This window comes from Arthrobacter sp. AQ5-05, from assembly GCF_003287975.1.
Classification (GTDB): Bacteria; Actinomycetota; Actinomycetes; order Actinomycetales; family Micrococcaceae; genus Paeniglutamicibacter.
The window spans coordinates 117,250-136,233 of record NZ_QMKQ01000007.1 but is presented as its reverse complement, the minus strand read 5'-3'; the positions used below and the strand labels follow the sequence as shown (position 1 = coordinate 136,233).

At 67.3% G+C, this 18,984-nt stretch carries 19 protein-coding genes; 15 read left to right on the top strand and 4 right to left on the bottom strand.

Going from position 1 to position 18,984, the window contains the following annotated elements:
* Positions 1–54 precede the first annotated feature (54 nt).
* The 5 genes from DQ353_RS09105 to DQ353_RS21620 all read left to right on the top strand — a co-directional run bounded on the left by DQ353_RS09105 (position 55) and on the right by DQ353_RS21620 (position 3,184).
* The gene (locus DQ353_RS09105) at positions 55–459 is read left to right on the top strand and encodes a VOC family protein (protein WP_113762432.1); all 405 of its coding nucleotides are present in this window, start codon (positions 55–57) and stop codon (positions 457–459) included.
* Positions 460–865: 406 nt separating this feature from the next.
* Positions 866–1,258 carry a VOC family protein gene (locus DQ353_RS09100; protein WP_113762431.1) on the top strand — a complete coding sequence of 131 codons (393 nt, stop codon included), beginning with the start codon at positions 866–868 and terminating at the stop codon, positions 1,256–1,258.
* Between the two features lie 94 nt (positions 1,259–1,352).
* A complete protein-coding gene (gene arfB / locus DQ353_RS09095; RefSeq protein WP_113762430.1) occupies positions 1,353–1,775 on the top strand; it encodes an alternative ribosome rescue aminoacyl-tRNA hydrolase ArfB in 423 nt (140 codons plus the stop codon).
* Between the two features lie 333 nt (positions 1,776–2,108).
* Positions 2,109–2,930 (top strand): DUF1206 domain-containing protein, encoded by an 822-nt coding sequence (locus DQ353_RS09090; RefSeq protein ID WP_113762429.1) that lies wholly within the window; start codon positions 2,109–2,111, stop codon positions 2,928–2,930.
* Between the two features lie 101 nt (positions 2,931–3,031).
* On the top strand, positions 3,032–3,184 hold the full coding sequence (locus tag DQ353_RS21620; protein ID WP_220093990.1) for a hypothetical protein: 153 nt from the start codon (positions 3,032–3,034) through the stop codon (positions 3,182–3,184).
* A gap of 50 nt (positions 3,185–3,234) precedes the next feature.
* Here the strand turns inward: DQ353_RS21620 and DQ353_RS09085 are convergent, their stop codons facing one another.
* Positions 3,235–3,957, bottom strand: a complete 723-nt coding sequence (locus DQ353_RS09085; protein ID WP_113762428.1) for an AAA family ATPase — start codon at positions 3,955–3,957, stop codon at positions 3,235–3,237.
* 15 nt (positions 3,958–3,972) lie between these two features.
* Positions 3,973–4,413 carry a VOC family protein gene (locus DQ353_RS09080; protein ID WP_113762427.1) on the bottom strand — a complete coding sequence of 147 codons (441 nt, stop codon included), beginning with the start codon at positions 4,411–4,413 and terminating at the stop codon, positions 3,973–3,975.
* Positions 4,414–4,621: 208 nt separating this feature from the next.
* Between DQ353_RS09080 and DQ353_RS09075 the strand changes: the two genes are divergently transcribed.
* The 10 genes from DQ353_RS09075 to DQ353_RS21610 all read left to right on the top strand — a co-directional run bounded on the left by DQ353_RS09075 (position 4,622) and on the right by DQ353_RS21610 (position 16,955).
* Positions 4,622–4,933 (top strand): hypothetical protein, encoded by a 312-nt coding sequence (locus DQ353_RS09075; RefSeq protein WP_071215143.1) that lies wholly within the window; start codon positions 4,622–4,624, stop codon positions 4,931–4,933.
* 146 nt (positions 4,934–5,079) lie between these two features.
* Positions 5,080–6,444: a dihydrolipoyl dehydrogenase family protein gene (locus DQ353_RS09070; protein WP_113762426.1), complete on the top strand. Its 1,365-nt coding sequence runs from the start codon at positions 5,080–5,082 to the stop codon at positions 6,442–6,444.
* Between the two features lie 319 nt (positions 6,445–6,763).
* On the top strand, positions 6,764–10,333 hold the full coding sequence (locus tag DQ353_RS09065) for a DNA polymerase III subunit alpha (protein ID WP_113762425.1): 3,570 nt from the start codon (positions 6,764–6,766) through the stop codon (positions 10,331–10,333).
* A 478-nt stretch (positions 10,334–10,811) separates the two neighbouring features.
* Positions 10,812–11,486 (top strand): TetR/AcrR family transcriptional regulator, encoded by a 675-nt coding sequence (locus DQ353_RS09055; RefSeq protein WP_113762423.1) that lies wholly within the window; start codon positions 10,812–10,814, stop codon positions 11,484–11,486.
* 10 nt (positions 11,487–11,496) lie between these two features.
* Complete coding sequence (locus DQ353_RS09050) at positions 11,497–12,453, top strand: ABC transporter ATP-binding protein (protein ID WP_113762422.1); 957 nt, start codon at positions 11,497–11,499, stop codon at positions 12,451–12,453.
* On the top strand, positions 12,450–14,090 hold the full coding sequence (locus DQ353_RS09045) for an ABC transporter permease (protein WP_113762421.1): 1,641 nt from the start codon (positions 12,450–12,452) through the stop codon (positions 14,088–14,090). The genes DQ353_RS09050 and DQ353_RS09045 overlap by 4 nt, the downstream gene beginning before the upstream one ends.
* A 111-nt stretch (positions 14,091–14,201) precedes the next feature.
* Positions 14,202–14,579 (top strand): glyoxalase superfamily protein, encoded by a 378-nt coding sequence (locus DQ353_RS09040; protein ID WP_113762460.1) that lies wholly within the window; start codon positions 14,202–14,204, stop codon positions 14,577–14,579.
* Positions 14,580–14,739: 160 nt separating this feature from the next.
* Complete coding sequence (locus DQ353_RS09035; RefSeq protein ID WP_286166698.1) at positions 14,740–14,925, top strand: helix-turn-helix transcriptional regulator; 186 nt, start codon at positions 14,740–14,742, stop codon at positions 14,923–14,925.
* A gap of 9 nt (positions 14,926–14,934) precedes the next feature.
* On the top strand, positions 14,935–15,474 hold the full coding sequence (locus DQ353_RS09030; RefSeq protein ID WP_113762420.1) for a HipA N-terminal domain-containing protein: 540 nt from the start codon (positions 14,935–14,937) through the stop codon (positions 15,472–15,474).
* Between the two features lie 8 nt (positions 15,475–15,482).
* Positions 15,483–16,955, top strand: coding sequence for a HipA domain-containing protein (locus DQ353_RS21610; protein WP_181578304.1), 1,473 nt, complete (start codon positions 15,483–15,485; stop codon positions 16,953–16,955).
* On the opposite strand, the gene DQ353_RS09015 is transcribed toward DQ353_RS21610, so the two are convergent.
* Together DQ353_RS09015 and DQ353_RS09010 are read right to left on the bottom strand one after the other, a co-directional pair.
* The gene (locus DQ353_RS09015) at positions 16,952–17,404 is read right to left on the bottom strand and encodes a carboxymuconolactone decarboxylase family protein (protein ID WP_113762419.1); all 453 of its coding nucleotides are present in this window, start codon (positions 17,402–17,404) and stop codon (positions 16,952–16,954) included. The two genes, DQ353_RS21610 and DQ353_RS09015, sit on opposite strands and share 4 nt — an antisense overlap.
* 53 nt (positions 17,405–17,457) lie before the next feature.
* The gene (locus DQ353_RS09010) at positions 17,458–18,702 is read right to left on the bottom strand and encodes a Fic family protein (RefSeq protein ID WP_181578303.1); all 1,245 of its coding nucleotides are present in this window, start codon (positions 18,700–18,702) and stop codon (positions 17,458–17,460) included.
* Positions 18,703–18,984 lie beyond the last annotated feature (282 nt).

The following is an 18,984-nucleotide window of genomic DNA, read 5'->3' as shown; positions in this document are numbered from 1 at the left end:
CATCGAGCAGGATTCAAGAAGCAAGCCTTCGGCAACCGGCCCTATGGTTGAGCCATGGATATTTCATTGCAGTACTCAAACATCACCGTCAGCGACGTCGACGCGGCCATTCCCTTCTACCGCGACGGGCTGGGCCTGAAGGTGGAGAACGACGTGGCCTCGGGCGAGCACCGCTGGGTCACTCTGGGCTCCGACACCCAGCCCGGGCTGGGCATCGTGCTCTCGGACCCGCACGCGGGGCGTTCGGAGGCCGACGGCAACGCCATCCAGGAACTGCTCACCAAGGGGGTGTTGCCGATGACGGTCTTTTCCACCTCCGACCTTGACGGACTCTTCGAGCAGGTGCGGGCCACCGGGGCCGAGGTCCTCCAGGAGCCCATCGAACAGCCGTGGGGCCCCAAGGACTGCGCGTTCAGGGACCCCTCGGGCAACTTGATCCGGCTCTCGCAGCGCCAGTAGCCGGACCCTTCGGCGGACCAAACGCAGCGGGCCCGCTGTCGTTGGTGCCGCGCCTACCTGATCGGTGGAACCGGTCCGATCGGGTCCGGTTCAACCGGCGGATACGGGTGCTGCGGATCGGGCCGGGGCGGCAACGGCCCCGGGTCCGGCGGCGGGTCATAGGGCGGCACCGGCGGAATCGGGGGAACGCGGCCGGGCTCGACCGGATGGGCAGGGGGCTCCGGGGGCTGCGGGATGGTCATGGCCGCTCGCTTTCTTCCGATAGTGGATGCACGCCCAGTGTATGACGTGCCGGCGGGCCGCGAAACCCCGCGCGTGGGCCCCCATTTTCCTGATTTCTTGCCTCCTTTTCGCGGATCCGGACGTAAAATTGGAGGGCCAGATTTCCACCCGAGGATGGTTCCCCATGTCACTTTCAGCCAGCCCATTGACCACCATCATTCCCGTCACCGATGCCGAGCGGTCGCGGAAGTTCTACGAGGAGGCCTTGGGCCTTCCCTTCCGGGGCAAGGCCGCGGACGGCAACCTTGTCTTCACCCTCGCGGGTGCCGGTTCCCTGGCCCTGCTCAGCGATCCGCAGGCGAAGCCTTCCACCCACACCGCAGCCAGCTTCGAGGTCAACGACATCGCCGACGCGATCGGCGACCTCGATGGCCGCGGCGTGGTCTTCGAGGACTACGACCTGCCGGACCTGAAGACCGTCGACCACGTCTGTGTTCTTGGATCGGAGAAGGCCGCGTGGTTCAAGGACCCCGACGGCAACATCCTGTGCCTCCACGAGGACCACGCCCCGGCATAGGCTACCGGCCCGGTCCCTGCCCTGCCGGCAGAGACCGGGTGCCCCGTGCCCGGCGCGGGGGTGTGCGCGCCCCGTACCATGCGATGCTTGAGGCATGGATCTGGAGATTTCACCGGTGCTTTCGATTCCGGCATCCGAGCTCGACTGGCGGTTTTCGCGTTCCTCGGGGCCGGGCGGGCAGCACGTAAACACCTCGGACAGCCGCGTCGAGCTGTCCTGGAACATCGCCGGCTCCCGGGTGCTGACCGACGCGCAGCGCGAGCGACTGGTCTCGCGCCTGGACCCGAAGCTCGTTTCCGGCGTGCTCACCGTCTCGGCCTCCGAACAGCGCTCCCAGCTGCGCAACCGCGAGATCGCGCTGCAGAAGCTCGCCGGGATGCTGGCCTCGGCGCTGGCGCCGGATGGGCCGCGCAGGCGTGCCACCAAGCCAACCAAGGGCTCCCAACGCCGCCGGCTCGCCGCGAAGTCGCAGCGCTCGGCCACGAAGTCGCAGCGGCAGCGGCCCTCGTCCGAGTAGCGGCCCCGCCGCGGTGGGTTGTGCCGGGCTCATGGCCCGCAGCGGAAGCGAAGATCGTGCTCGTTCGGGGCGAGCCACAGGCCCAGCCCAGGTCCTCCGTGCGGATGCTGCGTGGCCAGCCCGACGGAGTGGCCCTCGTTGCCGATTTCCATCAGCCGCCCAAAACCGGGCGTGCCAGGTGCGGCTGCGTTCCAGGCCCGTGACCGGAAGCTTCAGGTGGTTGACTCCGGCGAGTCAGGGGATGGGGGAACATATTGCGTCCGGCCCGAACAATGGCAGGATGTCGTTATCGACACGCAGCTCCCCAAGCGGGCGCAGCCAAGGGGGACCCGCATGAAGAAAGAACTGAACGACGTTGCCAACGCCGCCGAGGACGCCTCGAATTCCCGGGCATTCGTGATTGCCGCCAGGGCCGGCTTTGCCGTCAGCGGCCTGTTGCACGTCCTGGTCGGGATCATTGCGGTCAGGCTGGCCTTCGGGGATTCCAAGGATGCCGAGCAGAGCGGCGCGATGGCACAGCTGGCGGCCCAACCTGCCGGGTACGCCCTGGTGTGGATCGGCAGCACCGCTTGCCTGGCCCTGGGACTGTGGCAGATAAGCGAAGTCCTTTTTGGATACCGCCGCGCCCCGGCAAGGACGAAGCTGGGCAAAAAGCTGTCCGCAGCCGGCCAAGGCATCGTGTTTCTCGCGCTCGCCGCGGGGTTCGGCTCCTTTGCCTTGGGCAACCGCAAGGACAGCAGCCAGTCCACCAGCGACGCCACGGCCGGCATCATGTCCATGCCCTTCGGCTCCGCGCTCTTGCTGCTCATCGGAGCGGGCATCGCCGTGACCGGAATCGTCTTTGTGGCCAGGGGCATCCTGAGGTCGTTCGCCAAGCGGCTCCGACTGCCCGCTTCAAAGGCCTTGCGGCAAGGAACCCTGGTGCTCGGTGTCGTCGGCTACGTTGCCAAGGGCGTGGCCCTGTTCCTGGTCGGGCTGCTGGTCATCGTTGCCACGGTCCAGGCGGACCCCGAGGAATCCACGGGACTCGATGGTGCGCTCAAGGCGCTGCGCGCGCAGCCCTTCGGCGTTTACGCGTTGGTCGTCATCGGCTTTGGCCTGGGGTGCTACGGGCTCTTCCAGATCGCCAAGTCGCGTTTGGCGAAGATGGACTGAATGCTTGCGCGGCTTCGTGCGGCGCGCGGAGGCCGAAGGAAGGCTGGCCAGCACCCCGCGAAGCGGCTAGCGTAGGCCTCATGAGTGATGAGAACCGGAACATGGCCGAAAACGAAGAGCCCGGGAACAACCTGACACCCAACACCGACGAACGCGAAGTCAGCGAAAAGCAGCTGTCCAAGTGGAAGGGCGAAGGCGGGGCCCTGTCCGAGGACTTCGACCCTGATGCGGCGCCGTCCGACTCCGGGCAGTAACCGCCGGGGGACTGACGGGTGTGCAGGGCCAAGTGCCCTGCACACCTTTTTCATAGGTGGCGCAGGTAGCGTTCGGGCAGGTTCATGAAGGAGCGCCAGTTGGTCACCAGGTCCAACTCGTCCCAGTCGCTGTGCCGCAGCCCCCACGGTCCGACCTCGTAGATGTCCGCGCCGGGCAGGGATGCCAGCAGCGGCGAGTGCGTTGACATGACCACCTGCGAATCGCCCTGCGCCATGAGGTCCTTGAGGATGCCCACCAGGGCCAGGCAACCCGAGAAAGAGAGTGCGGACTCGGGCTCGTCAAGAACCCATAGTCCGCCCTCGCGGAACCTGTCAAGGATGAGTTCGAGGAACGATTCCCCATGGCTCATGGTGTGGAATTCGGGATCCTTGCGCCGCATGGAGGGATTGTCTTCGAGATAGGTGTAGAGGCCGTGCATGGTTTCGGCGCGCAGGAAGTATCCGCGTCGGCTGGCGCCGATGTTCCGCACCAGCTGCAGGTGCTTCTCCAGCCCGGACTCGGTGGCCCGGGTGCTGTGTTGCGCGCCGGTGGAGCCGCCCTCGGCCGAGAGCCCATAACCCAGGGCGATCGCCTCGATGAGCGTGGATTTCCCCGAACCGTTTTCGCCCACGAAGACCGTTGCGGCACCGAAGTCAAGGCCCTGGTCCAGCAGCTGGCGCACCGGCGGGAGTGTCTGGGGCCATTGGCTGCGCGGGGCGGGGGAAAGCTCGCGTTCGGCGATCCGGCGGATCGGCAAGTTGGAGAGCCTCATCGGTGGCGGGAGTCTTCAGACACCGGTGACGGTTCCGTCGTCATCGATGGCGAAGGACGGATTGTGCACGAAATCCCAGCGGAAACCGTCCGGGTCCGCCACGCACGCGCTGGTGCCGCCCCACTCCCGGGTGGTTGGCGCACCGATCGAGGTTGCGCCGGCGGCCAGGGCCCGGGCATAGAGGTCGTTGACCTCGGCGACACTGGTGGTGTTGTGGCCCAGGGAGACCGGAGGGGCCAGCGGGCCGTGCCCGACTTCCCCGTATTCGCCGGGCATCGATTCGACGTTCCACAGCGCAAGCATGAGCCCGTGTCCGGCCTGGACGAACAGGATCTCGCCGGGGATGAAATTGATTTCGCGGAAACCCAAGCCCGTGACGTAGAAGTTGCGTGACCGCTGGACATCGCGCACCCCAAGGGTCAGCGCGGTGACTGCCGGGGGCGTGTCTATGCTCATGCACCCAAGCATAGGCCCATGTGAAAGCGCTTCAAGGGGACCCCCCCAACAACAAACCGTAGTACGCATGTTCTAGTCTCATCTTGTCTAGAACAAAGTTTCTAATAAACTGGTGAATGCACGGGCGCATCCCGCAGCCGCCTTTCATGCCCCTGGGGGGCAGGGAGGGCGTCGGGCCCGCTTGTGCAACGGGAAGGGTGGCGAGCGAATGGGAATCTTTACCCAGTCGATCGAGGTTGACTGCACACCGGCGGGGGTGCCGATCCGCATGCGCTGGCAGGGTCGCGAGTACAGGCTCGCGGCCGAACCGGTGCGCTGGTTCGAGCGGCGCAACTGGTGGACCGAGGAGCTGCGTGCCGAACGCGGCCGCGGCCCGGGGCTCGTGGACTACGAAGTCTGGCAATTGCAGGTCAAGCTCGCCGGCGTGGGCCCATTGCGCACCTTCGAGGTTTCCCGCCAGGCCGATACCGGCCGCTGGCGCATCATCCGCATGCCCGAGGCCTACCGGGAAAGCGCCTAGCTCAGGCCGGCCTGGCTGGCCCCGAAATCCCTCCGGCGCCACCGGCGGGCGAAGGGCAGGCTCTGGTCGTTGGCCGCATCAGGTGCAAGGCTGGGGGCAGGTGCCTGGATGACGGCCGCGAGGAACGCGAACACGGGAGTGCTCTAATGCAAGAAATATTCGATGCCGCGATCATCGGCATGGGGCCCGGCGGCGAGGTCGCCGCCGACCGGCTGCTCACCGCGGGCAAGAAGGTCGTCGTCTTCGAGGCCGAGCTCATCGGCGGGGAATGCGCCTACTGGGCCTGCGTCCCCTCCAAGACCGTCCTGCGCGGACCCGAGGTGAACATCGAGGCGGCCGGTGCGGCCGGAGCCGCCGAAAGCGCCCTGGACTGGGAAAAGGCCCGGGAATACCGCGACTACATGGCCCGGCACCTCGACGACAGCGCCCAGGAGCAGGGGTACGCCAAGCGCGGGGCAACCGTGGTGCGCGGCAAGGCGACAATCACCGGACCGGGACACCTAAGCGCCAACGGGAACCAATACCTGGCGCACCACATCGTCATCGCCACGGGAGCCGTCCCCGTGCTCCCGGACTTCCCGGGCATCGGGGAGATCACCGCCTGGACCAACCGCGAGCTCTACACCCTGGCGACGCTGCCGAAATCCGTGGCCATCGTGGGCGGATCCGCTGTGGCGCTGGAGGCGGCCTTCTTCCTGGCCGGATTCGGGGTCCAAGTCACCATGCTGAACCGCGGCGCCCGGCTGCTGCGGCGCGAGGAGCCCGAGGTCTCCGCGCTCGCCGAGGAGCACCTGCGCCGGCTCGGGGTCAAGGTGCTGGCCGGCAGCACCGTGGCCAGCGGGCGGCGCGGGGAGGGCGGAGCCAGCATCCTGGAGCTGCGGGCGGGCGGGGAGGTCTCGGTCGATGCGGTCGTCTTCGCCACCGGAAGGGCCCCGCGCGCCGAAGGCCTAGAGGTGGCACGCGCCGGGGCGACCCTGGATGGGAAGGGCGGTGTGCGGGTTGACGATCACTGCTGGGCCGCCGAGGGGCTCTGGGCCATCGGGGACGTCACCGGGATCATGCCCTTCACCCATGTGGCCAAGTACCAGGGTCGCATCGTGGCCGACTGCATCCTGGGCAGGGAAAGAAGCGCAAGCTACGACGGGATCCCGCGCGTGGTGTTCGCCAGCCCGGAGATCGCCGCAGTGGGCCTGACCCGGGATGCGGCCGAGGGGCGCGGAATCGACGCGGCGTCCATCCAGGTCAACCTGCCCGAAGCCATCGCCCGGCCCTGGACCTATGAGCAGGACCCGCGAGGGGACCTGGGCCTCCTGGTGGATCGGCACCGGCGGGTCGTCATCGGAGCCTGGGCCATCGCCCCGCAAGCCAGCGAGTGGATCCACCTGGCTTCCCTGGCCATCAGGGCGGAAATCCCGCTAGAGGTGCTGCGCGACATGGCCCCGCAATTCCCCAGCTACACCGAGGCCTACCTCGTGGCCCTGGACCGGCTGCGAAGCGACGAAGGAATCTAGGCCGCACCAGTAGTGGGCCTTCTCACCGGCCGGCTTCCAGCCGCAGGTCAGCGGCGGGAGCCGGCCCCGCGGCCCGGGAGGCCTCCGCGGGAGCCGGCCGGAGGACTTGATTAGAACGCATGTTCTAATAGAATGAATTCGTCCCCCTCCTCGCCCAGCCGCACGACCCCAGGCGCCGAGGAACACCAAGGCACGTGCCCGCAGGCGCAACCCGCCGGGGGACCGGGGAGCGCCACTGGACAAGGGGAGGGGCAAGCACCATCATGGCAACACCAAGCGATGGCCGCACAAACCTCCCGGCACGGCATGGGGCAGCGACATGAGCTTCACCCACCTGCACGTCGCCTCCGCCTTCAGCGCACACTACGGGGTCTCCTGGCCCAAGGACCTGGTCTCCGCCGCGCTCGCCGACGGCGCGGACGCACTGGCAATCACCGACCGCGACGGACTCTACGGAAGCGTCAAGCACCTCAAGGCCTGCATCGGACACGGCATCGACCCCATCCTCGGAGTCGACCTGGCCATCCTCGAACCCCCACCCCACCCCGCGCCCCACGGCAAGCCACCGCCGATGCGCATCGCGGGACGCATCATCGCCCTGGCCAAGGGGCACAGCAACGGCGCCGGATACGCCGCCCTCTGCCACCTGGTCACCGCCGCACACCAAACCACCACACCCGCCGGGGTCGCCAAGCCCTCCGTGGGGATCACCCGCGAGGAACTGGCCACCCACGCACTGGGCCCCGACGGGGAAGCACTGCTCACCATCCTGTTGGGACCGGGCTCAGACATCGGCCTGGCCACCGGACACCGCCACTACACCCAGGCCCGCACCCTGCTGCGCACCTGGCGCTCCCTGCTGGGGGCCAGCGCCCTGCGGGTGGAGATCACCACGCACCTGAACAGCCCCGGGGAGAAACTCAGCACCGCACACGCCATCCGCATGCTGCGCTGCGCCACCGATGTGGGCATCGCCCCCGTACTGACCAACGCCGTGCGCTACGCAGACCCCGACGGAGCGGCAACCGCCGACGTCCTGGACTCCGCACGCGCCCTGTCCTCCCTGGAAACCCTCAACGACATCCAACCCAACGGACAGGGCTGGCTCAAACCCGCCGAACACATGCACCACCTCGCCACCGAGATCGCCCGCTCCGCCTCCAACACCTCCCTGGCCGCGACACTGCTGCGCAACACCGCAGCGCTCGCCGACTGGGCACGCCTGGACCCGATCCCCGACACCGGATGGTCGATCCCCGTCGTCCCCGAGGCCCACATCATCGGCATCACCGGCAACCCCGAAAACGAACTCGCCTCCCGCGCCGAGGCGGGCATCACCCGCCTCATCCCCGCACAGGCCAACGACCCGCTCATGCGACACCGCCTGGAGGCCGAGCTGTCCACCATCGCCGACCTCGGCTTCGCCCCCTACTTCCTCACCGTCGCCGAAGTCAGCTCCATGATCACCCGCCTGGGGATACGCTCCGCCGCACGGGGGTCGGGAGCCTCCTCACTGGTCAACTACCTCATCGGCATCAGCCAGGTAAACCCCCTGGCCCACGACCTGCTCTTCGAACGCTTCCTCTCCCGCGACCGCGCCACCCTGCCCGACATCGACATCGACGTCGAATCAGCCAGGCGCCACGAGATCTACCGCGAGATCTTCGAACGCTTCGGCAGCGAGCGCGTCAGCCTCATGAGCATGCAAAACAGCTACCGTGCCCGGGGAGCGGTGCGCGACGCCGGAGCCGCCCTGGGCATGGAGGAAGAGGACATCGATACGATCGCCAAGCAACTCTGGCGCTTCTCCGCCTCATCCTTCCGCGAAGCCCTCGAGGAAAAACCCGAACTCGCACCCTTCGCCGACCGCCTCGGCACCGAAAAACAGCTCGACCTGCTCGTGGACCTCACCGAACGCCTCGACCGGCTGCCCCGCCACATCTCCATGCACCCCTGCGGCGTCATCCTCTCCGACGCACACCTGCGCGACCGCACCCCCGTCGAGCCCAGCGGCATCTCCCTGCCCATGAGCCAATTCGACAAACACGACATGGACCCCATGGGCATGCTCAAGCTCGACGTCCTGGGGGTGCGCATGCAATCGGCCATCACCTACGCACTGGAAGAAATCCAACGCCTCCACCCCGACGCCCAGGCAGTCGCCAAGGCGGGGGGACACAGGGGAGAAGCGCCTGGCGAAATCCCGGACTACATCGGGCCCAACGGCGCCATCGACCTCGCCCTGGTCCCGCTGGACGACGAACCCACCTTCGAACTCATCCGCTCCACCCACACCCTGGGCTGCTTCCAGATCGAATCCCCCGGACAACGCGAACTCATCGGCAAACTCGCCCCCCGCGAATTCAACGACCTCATCATCGACATCTCCCTCTTCCGCCCCGGACCCATGAAATCCAACATGGTCAAGCCCTACCTGGAAAACCGCCACGGCTTCGCACCCGAAAAATACCCCCACCCAAACCTGGCACCGGCGCTCGCCGAGACCCACGGGGTCACCGTCTTCCACGAACAGGTGCTGCGGATCTTCGATGTGATGACCGGTTGCGGGTTGGCCCAGGCCGATGTCTACCGCCGGTTGCTGGGAAACCCGCACGCCGAACCCGCGGTCGAGGCGCTCTTCCGCTCCCGGGCGCTGGGCCGCGACTACTCGCTGGACGTCATCGACGAGGTCTGGCACACCCTGGCGGCCTTCGGTTCCTTCGGCTTCTGCAAGGCCCACGGGGCCGCCTTCGCCGTGCCCACCTACCACTCGGCCTGGCTCAAGGCCCACCACCCCGAGGCCTTCCTGGCCGGCATCTGGGAACACGACCCGGGCATGTACCCCAAGCGCCTGCTGGTCGCCGAGGCCCGGCGCATGGGCATCGCGATCCTGCCGCTGGACATCAACCGCTCGTCACCCGGCTACAAGGTCGAAAAGCTTGACGGGCTGCTGCCTCCCGCACAGCTTCCGGTGGTGCCGCGGGCCGCGGGCGCGGCACCACCGGGGCGGTACGGGATCAGGCTCTCGCTGCGCGGGATCCGCTCGGTCTCCGAGCGCGAGGTCCTGAGGGTGGCGGCCGGGCAGCCCTACGACTCGATCGCCGACGTGCGCGCCCGCTCCGGGCTCGGTCGCACCTCGCTGAACCACTTTGCGGCCCTGGGTGCCTTCGATTCGCTGCAGGCGCGCACCGGGCGCGGGAACCGGGCCGATCTCATCGAGCACCTGCGGGCACCGGCCGGCAGGGCGCTGCCGCAGCGCTATCGGCCGATTCCCGGGCAGCTGGCCTTGCCGCTGGGGGACCTGGACCTTGCCAACATGGCCATCGGGGCGGCGCAAACGCCGCTGGATGAGGTGGTGCGCACCGAACTGGACCTGATGTCCATCGACGTCACCGCCCACCTGATGGAATCCCGCGCCCCGCTGCTGCGGTCGCTGGGCGTCTCGCACTCCGCGGACCTGCTGGGCATGCGCAACGGCACCGAGGTCCTGGTGGCCGGGGTGCGCGTTGCCACCCAGACCCCGCCGATGCGCGGCGGGCGGCGGGTGGTGTTCATCTCGGTTGACGACGGGACCGGCTGCGTGGATGCCACGTTCTTCCACGAGGCCCAACAGCGTTGCGGCCCGCTGCTCTTTTCCACCAGGCTGCTGCTGATCCACGGGCTCACCCGGCGCACCGGACCGCGCGGCATCGGCCTGCAGGCGCTGGATGCCTGGGACCTGTCGGAAAAATCCACGCTGCCGGACCCCGGCCACCTGTCCGACCCCGCACGCGCCCGCAACGGGAGCTTCGGCTCCTCCGCCGCCAGGCCGGTGCGGGAGGCCGAGCGGTCGCTGGCGGCGCGCATGGCCGCCGAGGACCTGGACACCCGCGGCTACCTGGGTGCCTGAACGCCCCGGGACAACCCCTGAAATGATGCGAAAAGCATCCATAAACACTTTTCACACCCATTCACATCGCAACCGGGGCGCTGCGTCGATTCCCCGGCAGCGGGGATTTGGCCGGGGATGCGAGCGCTGGTTGACTCGGGCGGACGGAAAACGGCAGCTGGAGGCGGACATGGAATTGGTGGGAGTGCTTCCCCTCATGATTGGGTCTTGGCCCCGATGGTCAGGGAGCAGAAGCTGCCGCGCTGCTCTGCCTCCCCGGGTGGTTTGCCGTGGCCTTCACGCTCACCGGTGCCGGTTACCTGGTCGCTGCGGCCTTCCCGGTGCTCTCCGGGCGGGAAGCCAACCGCGTCGCCGGGACCTTGGCCAACGAGGCCGAAGCCACTGCCTGAACGGGGTTTCCGGCCGGTTGTTCCTGCCCTGAAAAATCGGGACCTTGGACCTCTTGCCGAGCGCTATACACGCGAGTAGCGTCCTGCACATGAGTACAGCCCGTGAAGACCTGACCGGACGGGCCCGGCTGCGCGACGCCGCCATCGAGGGCTTCGCAGCGCACGGGTTCGATGAATCCCTGCGTGCCATTGCCGCCCGGGCCCAGGTCAGCGCGGGCCTGGTCCGCCACCACTTCGGGTCCAAGGAAGCGCTGCGCGCCGAATGCGATGCCACGGTGCTTGCCCGCTACCGCGCACTGAAGAACGAAAGCCTCAATACCTCGCCCCGGCAGCTCTTCGCCCAGTTCCCGTCCTCGCGCGAGGGAGGGATCCTGCTGGTCTACATCCTGCGCTCGGTCCGCGAGGGAGGGGACGCGGGAAAGGACTTCATCGATCACATGGTCGCCGAGGCCCTGGAATTCTCCCGCGACGCCGTGGAACGGGGAATCATCGTTCCCAGCCGCGACGAGGAGGCGCGCGTGCGCTTCCTGGTCCAGCAATCGATCGGCGCCATGGTGGTCGGCTTCGCCATGCGTCCCGAGCTGCCGCTGGACGACTTCGGTGCGGTGATGGAGCGCTACTACACCGAGGCCGTGCTGCCGACCCTCGAGCTGTACACCGAGGGGCTGTTCACCAGCCGGGAGTACCTCGATGAATACCTGGCCTTCCTGGCCGGAACCAGGAACCCGCCCGCGGGCCTCGCGGGAGAAACCGTGAAACGGTAAGGAGAAATCCATGTCCACCAACACCCAGGCCATCTCGGTGACCGACCTGCACAAGCATTTCGGGCGCACCGCGGCCCTGGCGGGACTGGATCTGCATGTCGAGGCCGGAGAGGTCGCCGGATTCCTCGGGCCCAACGGTTCGGGCAAGTCGACCACCATCCGCATCCTGCTCGGGTTGCTGCGAGCCGATTCGGGCAGCGTGAAGATGCTTGGCGGTGACCCGTGGGACGATGCCGTTGCACTGCACCGGCGCATCGCCTACGTGCCCGGAGAGGTGGCCCTGTGGCCCAATCTCACCGGCGGCCAGGCCATCGGCATCCTGGCGGCCCTGCGCGGGGGAGTGGATGAAGCCAAGCGCGATGGGCTGCTCGAACGCTTCGACCTGGACCCCACCAAGAAGGCCCGCAGCTACTCCAAGGGCAACCGGCAGAAGGTCGCCCTGGTCGCGGCCCTGGCCTCGGACGCCGAGCTGCTGCTGCTGGACGAGCCGACATCCGGCCTTGACCCGCTGATGGAGCAGGTCTTCACCGCCTGCATCCGCGAGGTGAAGGCGGAGGGCCGCAGCGTGCTGCTCTCCAGCCACATCTTCGCCGAGGTCGAAAAGCTCTGCGACACAGTCACCATCATCCGCGAGGGCCAGACCGTGGAGGCCGGACGCCTCGATGCGCTGCGCCACCTGCACCGCACCACCGTCTCGGTGCTGCTGGCCGGAAGCACCTCCGCGCTTGCCTCGGTCCCGGGCATCAACGACCTGGTCCTCGACGGGCCCAAGGCCACCTTCACCGTCGGCGAGGAAGACCTGGGGGACGTGCTCGAGGCGCTTTCCAGGTACTCGCCCCGTTCCCTGGTTTCGACCCCGCCGTCGCTCGAGGACCTGTTCCTGCGCCACTACGGCGGACTGCCGCTGGATCCGGCGGCCGCCAAGCCCGGGCGCCGCGCCCACGCACATGCGGGCGGTGCGCGATGAGCAGCGCGACAGCCCCGGGCCGCGCCTCCCGCGGCACCGTGGCCTCCACCGGTTCCCTGTCCGGGGTGGGGATGGCCGTGAAATTCATCCTGCGCCGCAACTGGCTGCGGCTGGCCATCTGGGCGGCGGTGCTGGCCGTGATGATCCCGATCGTCTACGGCTCCCAGCAGGAGGCCTTCCCGACCCAGGCGGCCCGCGACGCCTACGCCCAGGTGGCCAACACCCCGGCCGTGGCGGCCATGACCGGCCTGCCCTACGCGGCAGGCTCGCTCGGCGGCATCCTGGTCATCAAGATCTGGATGACGCTGGCCGTCGCACTGGGCTTCGCCTCGATCTTCCTGGTCACCCGCAACGGGCGGGCCGAGGAGGAAACCGGGCGCACCGAGCTGCTGCGTTCGGCCGCCCTGGGGCGGCACGCCTACCCGGTGGCCAACTACCTGGTGGCCGGATCGCTGTCCGTCGTCACCGGGTTGCTGATCTCCCTGCTCTGCCTGGGCCTGAAGCTGCCGACCGGCGGATCGTGGACCATGGGCGCCTCCATCGCCGGCACCGGGTTGGCGTTCGTGGCGATCTCGGCGATCTGCGGCCAGCTGGCGACCACCAGCCGCGGGGCGAACTCGCTGGCCGTGGCGCTGCTGGCGCTCTTCTATTTCATCCGTGCCGGTGCCGACCTGCAGGCCAACGGCACAAACCCGAGCGCACTGAGCTGGTTCTCGCCCATTGGCTGGGCACAGAACATGCGCTCCTTCGGCCAGGACAACTGGTGGCCGCTGCCGGCTCTGCTGGGTCTGGCGGTGCTTGGCTGCGCGCTCGCGCTGCGCCTGGAAACCCTGCGCGACCTGGGTGCCGGCATCCTGCCCGAGCGCGGCGGCCCGGCAACCGCCTCGGCGCTGCTGGCCAACCCGCTGGGCCTGGTGCTGCGGCTGCAACGCGGCTCGCTTCTGGGCTGGTTCCTTGGCGCGGTGGTTGCCGGGCTCTTCTTCGGTTCGGTCGCCAGGGCCATGACCTCCGTGCTGGACCCCAACAACCCGTTTGCCAAGTCCTTCGTGGGCACCGGGCACGACCTGCTTGACGGGGTGATGGGCATCTTCGTGCTGTTCAACGGGCTGCTGGCCGGGGCGTTTTCCGTGCAGGCGCTGGCCGGGGCACGCAGCGAGGAGGAAAGCGGGCGGCTGGAGAGCCAGCTGGCCGGATCGCTCTCACGCTTCAGCTGGCTGTGGGCGCATGTCCTGGTGGCAGGGGTCGGCTCCGCGGTGATGCTGCTTCTCGGCGGCTACCTCACCGGGGCATCCTCCCAGGGAGCGGCGACCGGCGGGGCCATGGCAGCCGCCTCGTTCGCCTACTGGCCGGCGGTGCTGCTGATGCTCGGGGTGTTGCTCTTCTGCCAGGGGTTCATCCCGCGGCCCAGCACCGGCATCGCGTGGGCCGTCTACGGGTTCTCGGTCATGGCCGCGATGTTCGGCGGATTGTTTTCCCTGTCCGAGAACGTCATCAAGGCAACCCCGTTCGGCGCGGTCCCGCGGCTCCCGGCCGAGGACTTCGCCCTGCTGCCCCTGGTGGTCCTGGGTGTCATCGCCCTGGTGCTGGCCACGATCGGGTTCTGGCGCTTCCGGGCCAGGGACCTGATGCCCGAATAACGGACCGGGGCATGTGCCCCGCTTCCCCCTTTGCAGGGGTTCGCCCCGGGCGGTGCGCAGCCCCCCGCAACCCCTTTACACGGGTTTTGTTGCGGCAGTAGCGTGGGCGGCATGGACTGGAAACTTGAACTTGTGTTTGTCCCCGTGTCCGATGTGGACCGTGCCAAGGATTTTTACGTCAACAAGGTCGGGTTCAACGCCGACTACGACGAGCGGCCCACCGAATCGATCCGCTTCGTCCAGCTGACCCCGCCGGGTTCCGCCTGCTCCATCACCATCGGCGAGGGCCTGAACGACGCGGCCCCCGGGACGGCGCCGAGCCTGCAGATGGTGGTCAGCGACATCCACGAGGCCCACGACCAGCTCAAGGCCAACGGCGTGGACGTCAGCGACGTCGACATCCAGCCGTGGGGGCACTTCGTGTACTTCGCCGATCCGGACGGCAACAAGTGGGCGGTGCAGTACCTGCCGCAGCGACCGAACGGATAACCACTCAACCGGCAACAAGTTGCCGACCAGCCGACTTGCAGCGGGTGCGACCCGTCCAGAAACCCGCTTCCGGCAAGATCTTGCCGAAAGCGGGTTTTCCATGGCCCATGGGATGAGGAAGCATCAAGAACGGCATCGGTTTGCCGGCGCTAGGACTGGCTTGGATACCGAATCGGCACTGGGGCTGGAGATCCGCCGGGCCCGCAAGGGCGCCGGGTCGACCCAGGGGGAACCGGCCGCCCTGGCCGAGATCTCCGAACGGACCGTGCACGCACTGGAAACCGCCACCGGCAATCCGTCCCTGCGCGTCCTGGCCTCGGTCCTCAATGTCTTGGGCTCAGCTTGACGTCGGGCGATGACGCCGGACCTCCAACGACTCGGGTTCATCGAGCGAGCCTACGGCTACAAGAACGGGAGCCACGCGGGCACTTTATCCAGGACGGCCGCCGGGGGCATCCGCTTCGGCTACCTGGCCAGCTACCTGGCCGGCGGCAAGGCACCGGTGGCGTTTTCCCTCCGGCTGGAAAACGCCGCGGTGGAAACGCCAAACGATGCCCTTCCCGCGTTCTTTGCGGGGCTGCTTCCCGAGGGACGCCGGCCGACGGGGTTGATGAATGCGACCAAGACCGGCTTCGACGACGAACTGACCTTGCCGCTGGCCGTGGGGGCCGATGCCCCGGGCGACACCTCCACACCGGAGGACCTGGACTTCGCCGTGCTGGCGAACTCGGTGGACCTGCACGCACTTCCCGGCGTACAGGACAAGGCCAGCGCCTCGATGCTCCCCATGCCCCTGGTGACGCGGGGCCTGCACGATCCGCTCAAGCTCGATCCCGCGCAGAACCCCCATCTGGTGGCCAACGAGGCCGCACACCTGGCCGGGCAAGGAACCTGAACCTCACGGTGGCGGGCAACCGGATCATCCATGACAGGCACGGCTTGGCCGGCCTGCTGGTCCAGAGGTTCGCGGCGGCCGGGTGCCGCTGGCCGCAGGCACCGGATGGCCCTCGAGGACGGGACACAGGCCAGGGGCCTGCCCCGGCCGCGAAGTACGGCTTGGCGGCCGAAGACGTTGTGTCGGCCCTGGCCCGCTTGTGCATCGCCCCCGTGGTGGCCGGCGGCAACCTGTACCTGCAATTCGCCTTTGCCCGGCTGGCCGGCAACGATGACCTTCATGCCAAGAACCTCTCCGTGCTGGGCAGGCAGGGCGGCGGTTTCGAGATCTCGCCCCTCTGTGACCTGCCCTGCACCCTGCTGTACGGCGATGAAACCATGGCGCTGCCGATCGCGGGAAAACTCAAGAACCTCAAGGCCCGGCATTGGACGGAATTTGCCGACGCCCTCGGCCTGCCGCCCAGGGCCGCGGCCTCGGTGGACCTCGCCGCGCTGCGGCAGCTCAGCGGCCGTTCCCCGACGCCGGTGCAGCTGCGGATCGGCGATTCCTTGGGCCTCGTCCCGGAGATCGTGGGAGCCAACGCCTATTTCGTGGCCGCCGAAGCGGTGCACAACGCCGTCAAGCATGCAGGGGCCCGGCATATCACCGTCAGGCTGGGGCGGGAAGGTGAATCAGTCCGCTTGAGCGTGAGCGGCGATGGCCGCGGCGGGGCCACGTGCACCCCGGGTGGGGGGACTGGCGGGCCCGGCCGACAGGGTCGGGGCGTTGGGCGGATCAATGAACGTGCGCAGCCAAGACGGCCGCGGAACCCTCATCGAGGCGGTGCTGCCATGCGCATAATCATCGCCGAGGATTCCGCGCTCTTTCGCCAGGGGCTCTCGAACCTTTTGGAGGATCCGGGGCACGAGGTGGTTGCTGCGGTCGGGAATGCCGAGGCCGCATTGGCGCGGACGCGGGCCCTGGAACCGGACGTGCTGGTCTGCGTCGTGCCCATGCCCCCGGGCCTCACCGATGACGGGGCGCGTGCGGCGGTGTTGCTGCGCGGCGAATTCCCGCGGATGGGCATCGTGCTGCTGTCCCAGCACGTGGAAACCGCACATACCGCCCGGCTGGTCCCCGGCGGGTACTTCGCGTACCTGCTCAAGGACCGGGTGCTGGAGGTGAACGAATTCCTCGAGACCCTGAACCGGGTGCGCGAGGGCGGAACGGCACTGGACCCGGAAACGGTTGTTGAACTCATCGGAGCCGCACGCAGCAACCGCCGTGTCGAGGCGCTGACCCTGCGCGAGCGCGAGGTGCTGGCGCTGATGGCCGAGGGCCGCACCAACCTGGGCATTGCCCAACTCCTGTGGCTGACCGAACGCACCGTGGAGACGCACGGGGGAAACATCCTGGCCAAGTTCGAGCTGCCCGTGGCCCCGCAGGACCACCGCAGGGTCCTGGCGGTCGTCACCTACCTGCAGTCGCAGGGAAGCAACTAGGGCTTGACCGGGTAGCGGGAAGTGATCGCGACCCGGTTGAACATGTTGATGGCCGCGCTCAGCCAGGCGACGGCTGAGATCTGCTCGTCGGAAAGCACCGCCCGGGCCATGGTGTACACCCCATGCGGGACGTGGTCCACCGAGACCATGGTGATGGACTCGCACAATGCCAAGGCCGCGCGTTCGACGGCCGTGAAGTATTCGGAGTCGGCCCACGCGGAGACCAGCGCCAGGCGATCGGTGCTCTCACCGAGTTTCAGGGCATCGCGGGTATGCATGCGCAGGCAATAGGTGCAGCCATTGATTTGCGAGGCCCGCACCTTGAGCAGCTCGCGAAGCTTGGGATCAATTCCTGCGGCATCGGCAGAATCGCTGGCGGCCTTGTTCATGGCCAACAGCGCCGCATACGCAGCAGGATCGGACTTGCTGAGATTCACCCTGGGTTCCATGACTAGATGCTAGCCCGGCTGGCTGACAAGTAGCTAGGGGGTGACAGCCGGTCTCAGGAGCCCAGCAGCCCGCGTTTGGACAGATGGGCCCGTACATTCGGTGTCAACAGGTATTCGCGATGTTCGCCGATGCGCTGCACCAGGCCCTCCGCCTCGTCGGTGACGTCGGATGCACTCCACGCTTGATCGCGTTTCCCGCGGCCCACGAATTTGAGCACTCCCGTCTCAACGAGTTTCTGGATCCCGGAGTTGGCGGCAGTTTCGCTCAGCCCCAGACGCCATGCGGCGGATTCAACCGTGATCAGTGGAGTTGCCAGCAGCGAATCGATCAATAGTGCTGCGGCTGAACCGCCACGCGGCTTGGCCTTTTCGCGCCATTGCTCAGGCAGCTCGGCGAGGGTGAGCGCCGAGGCCTCCGCTTCCATGCACACTACGATTGCGCTGCTGGCAAGGAACTCCACCAGCAGTGAGGCCTGCCCGGCACGGTAGGCGCTGACCACTTCGAAATACCAGTCCCGTCGTGCGGCGAAGGCCGAAGCAATCGGAATGACGGCAGATTGAGTGAGGCCCCGATGGCGAAGAATGGCGTTGATCAGTGCCCGGCCGATGCGGCCGTTGCCGTCGGTAAAAGGGTGGATATTTTCAAATTGGCCATGCGCGAGTGCGGCTTGCGCTAGGACTGGTAGGTCGGTGCGGGAACAAAAAACGTGCAGGTCGTCCATCAACGATCCAACGCGAGCAGGTGCCGGAGGAACGTGCACCGCGTTCCTCGGGGAGTAGTCGGAACCGCCGATCCAGTTTTGGACGTCCCGGAACGTGCCGGCATGTTTCATTTCCGTCGGATCATTCTTCATGAGGATCCGGTGTGCGTCCGTCAAGGCTTCTTCGTCGGCAGGGTTTCGGTTCTCGGCGGCAAGGATGAGATCCTCGATTGCATCGGCAGCAGCAACAGTGGACTTGGCATGGTCGCTGGATCTTATGCCGAGCGCAGCTCGCGCGAGGTCGATTTGGGGGGCTTCGACGGATTCGATTTTCGAAGAGGACTCTGCTTCGTTGCGCAGCAAAAACGCTGTCAATGGTGATAGCAGCAAACCTGCCTTGGCATCCAGCCGGGTGATGGCAATGACAGCAGTTTCACACAGAGTGGAGAGTTCCGCTGTGGGAACCCAATCCGTGTTGGCGATGAAAGGTGGAATGCTGGCTTGAAAGACGGAAAAGATTCGGTCTTCCTTGGGTCCCTGCCCGCTTGGACTCCAGGTTTGGTGCTCCGTTCCGTGGATTGGCCACAGCGTTTGCATCCGCATTCCTAACGTTTGGTGTACGCATCCTTTGCCAAAAGCAGGGGTCCGTAACTTTGGCCGATTCTTATCTTATCCAAGGTTAGGTACTTAACCTTGGTTTATCGGATCCTTATCCAAGGTTAGAGCCTTAACCTTGGGCAAAGCCTCCGTTGCCCAAGGTTAAGGCCCTAACCCTAGGTGAATCCTTGGGGCCCTAATGGAAACGGTGATGTGCGGAACGATGGATACTCGGGGGACAACCCCCGGGTGTCCCGGTGGCTTTCCCCATGTCCAGCGGGG

What these genes read in the sequence shown, in the direction of transcription:
- DQ353_RS09085 (WP_113762428.1), bottom strand. Translation starts at nt 3,957, where the DNA reads ATGAGGCTCTCCAACTTGCCGATCCGCCGGATCGCCGAACGCGAGCTT.
- DQ353_RS09040 (WP_113762460.1), top strand. Translation starts at nt 14,202, where the DNA reads ATGGACTGGAAACTTGAACTTGTGTTTGTCCCCGTGTCCGATGTGGAC.
- DQ353_RS09100 (WP_113762431.1), top strand. Translation starts at nt 866, where the DNA reads ATGTCACTTTCAGCCAGCCCATTGACCACCATCATTCCCGTCACCGAT.
- DQ353_RS09010 (WP_181578303.1), bottom strand. Translation starts at nt 18,702, where the DNA reads ATGCAAACGCTGTGGCCAATCCACGGAACGGAGCACCAAACCTGGAGT.
- DQ353_RS09050 (WP_113762422.1), top strand. Translation starts at nt 11,497, where the DNA reads ATGTCCACCAACACCCAGGCCATCTCGGTGACCGACCTGCACAAGCAT.
- DQ353_RS09055 (WP_113762423.1), top strand. Translation starts at nt 10,812, where the DNA reads ATGAGTACAGCCCGTGAAGACCTGACCGGACGGGCCCGGCTGCGCGAC.
- DQ353_RS21620 (WP_220093990.1), top strand. Translation starts at nt 3,032, where the DNA reads ATGGCCGAAAACGAAGAGCCCGGGAACAACCTGACACCCAACACCGAC.
- DQ353_RS09070 (WP_113762426.1), top strand. Translation starts at nt 5,080, where the DNA reads ATGCAAGAAATATTCGATGCCGCGATCATCGGCATGGGGCCCGGCGGC.
- DQ353_RS09080 (WP_113762427.1), bottom strand. Translation starts at nt 4,413, where the DNA reads ATGAGCATAGACACGCCCCCGGCAGTCACCGCGCTGACCCTTGGGGTG.
- DQ353_RS09065 (WP_113762425.1), top strand. Translation starts at nt 6,764, where the DNA reads ATGAGCTTCACCCACCTGCACGTCGCCTCCGCCTTCAGCGCACACTAC.
- DQ353_RS09105 (WP_113762432.1), top strand. Translation starts at nt 55, where the DNA reads ATGGATATTTCATTGCAGTACTCAAACATCACCGTCAGCGACGTCGAC.
- DQ353_RS09030 (WP_113762420.1), top strand. Translation starts at nt 14,935, where the DNA reads ATGACGCCGGACCTCCAACGACTCGGGTTCATCGAGCGAGCCTACGGC.
- DQ353_RS09075 (WP_071215143.1), top strand. Translation starts at nt 4,622, where the DNA reads ATGGGAATCTTTACCCAGTCGATCGAGGTTGACTGCACACCGGCGGGG.
- DQ353_RS09090 (WP_113762429.1), top strand. Translation starts at nt 2,109, where the DNA reads ATGAAGAAAGAACTGAACGACGTTGCCAACGCCGCCGAGGACGCCTCG.
- DQ353_RS09045 (WP_113762421.1), top strand. Translation starts at nt 12,450, where the DNA reads ATGAGCAGCGCGACAGCCCCGGGCCGCGCCTCCCGCGGCACCGTGGCC.
- DQ353_RS09015 (WP_113762419.1), bottom strand. Translation starts at nt 17,404, where the DNA reads ATGGAACCCAGGGTGAATCTCAGCAAGTCCGATCCTGCTGCGTATGCG.
- arfB (WP_113762430.1), top strand. Translation starts at nt 1,353, where the DNA reads ATGGATCTGGAGATTTCACCGGTGCTTTCGATTCCGGCATCCGAGCTC.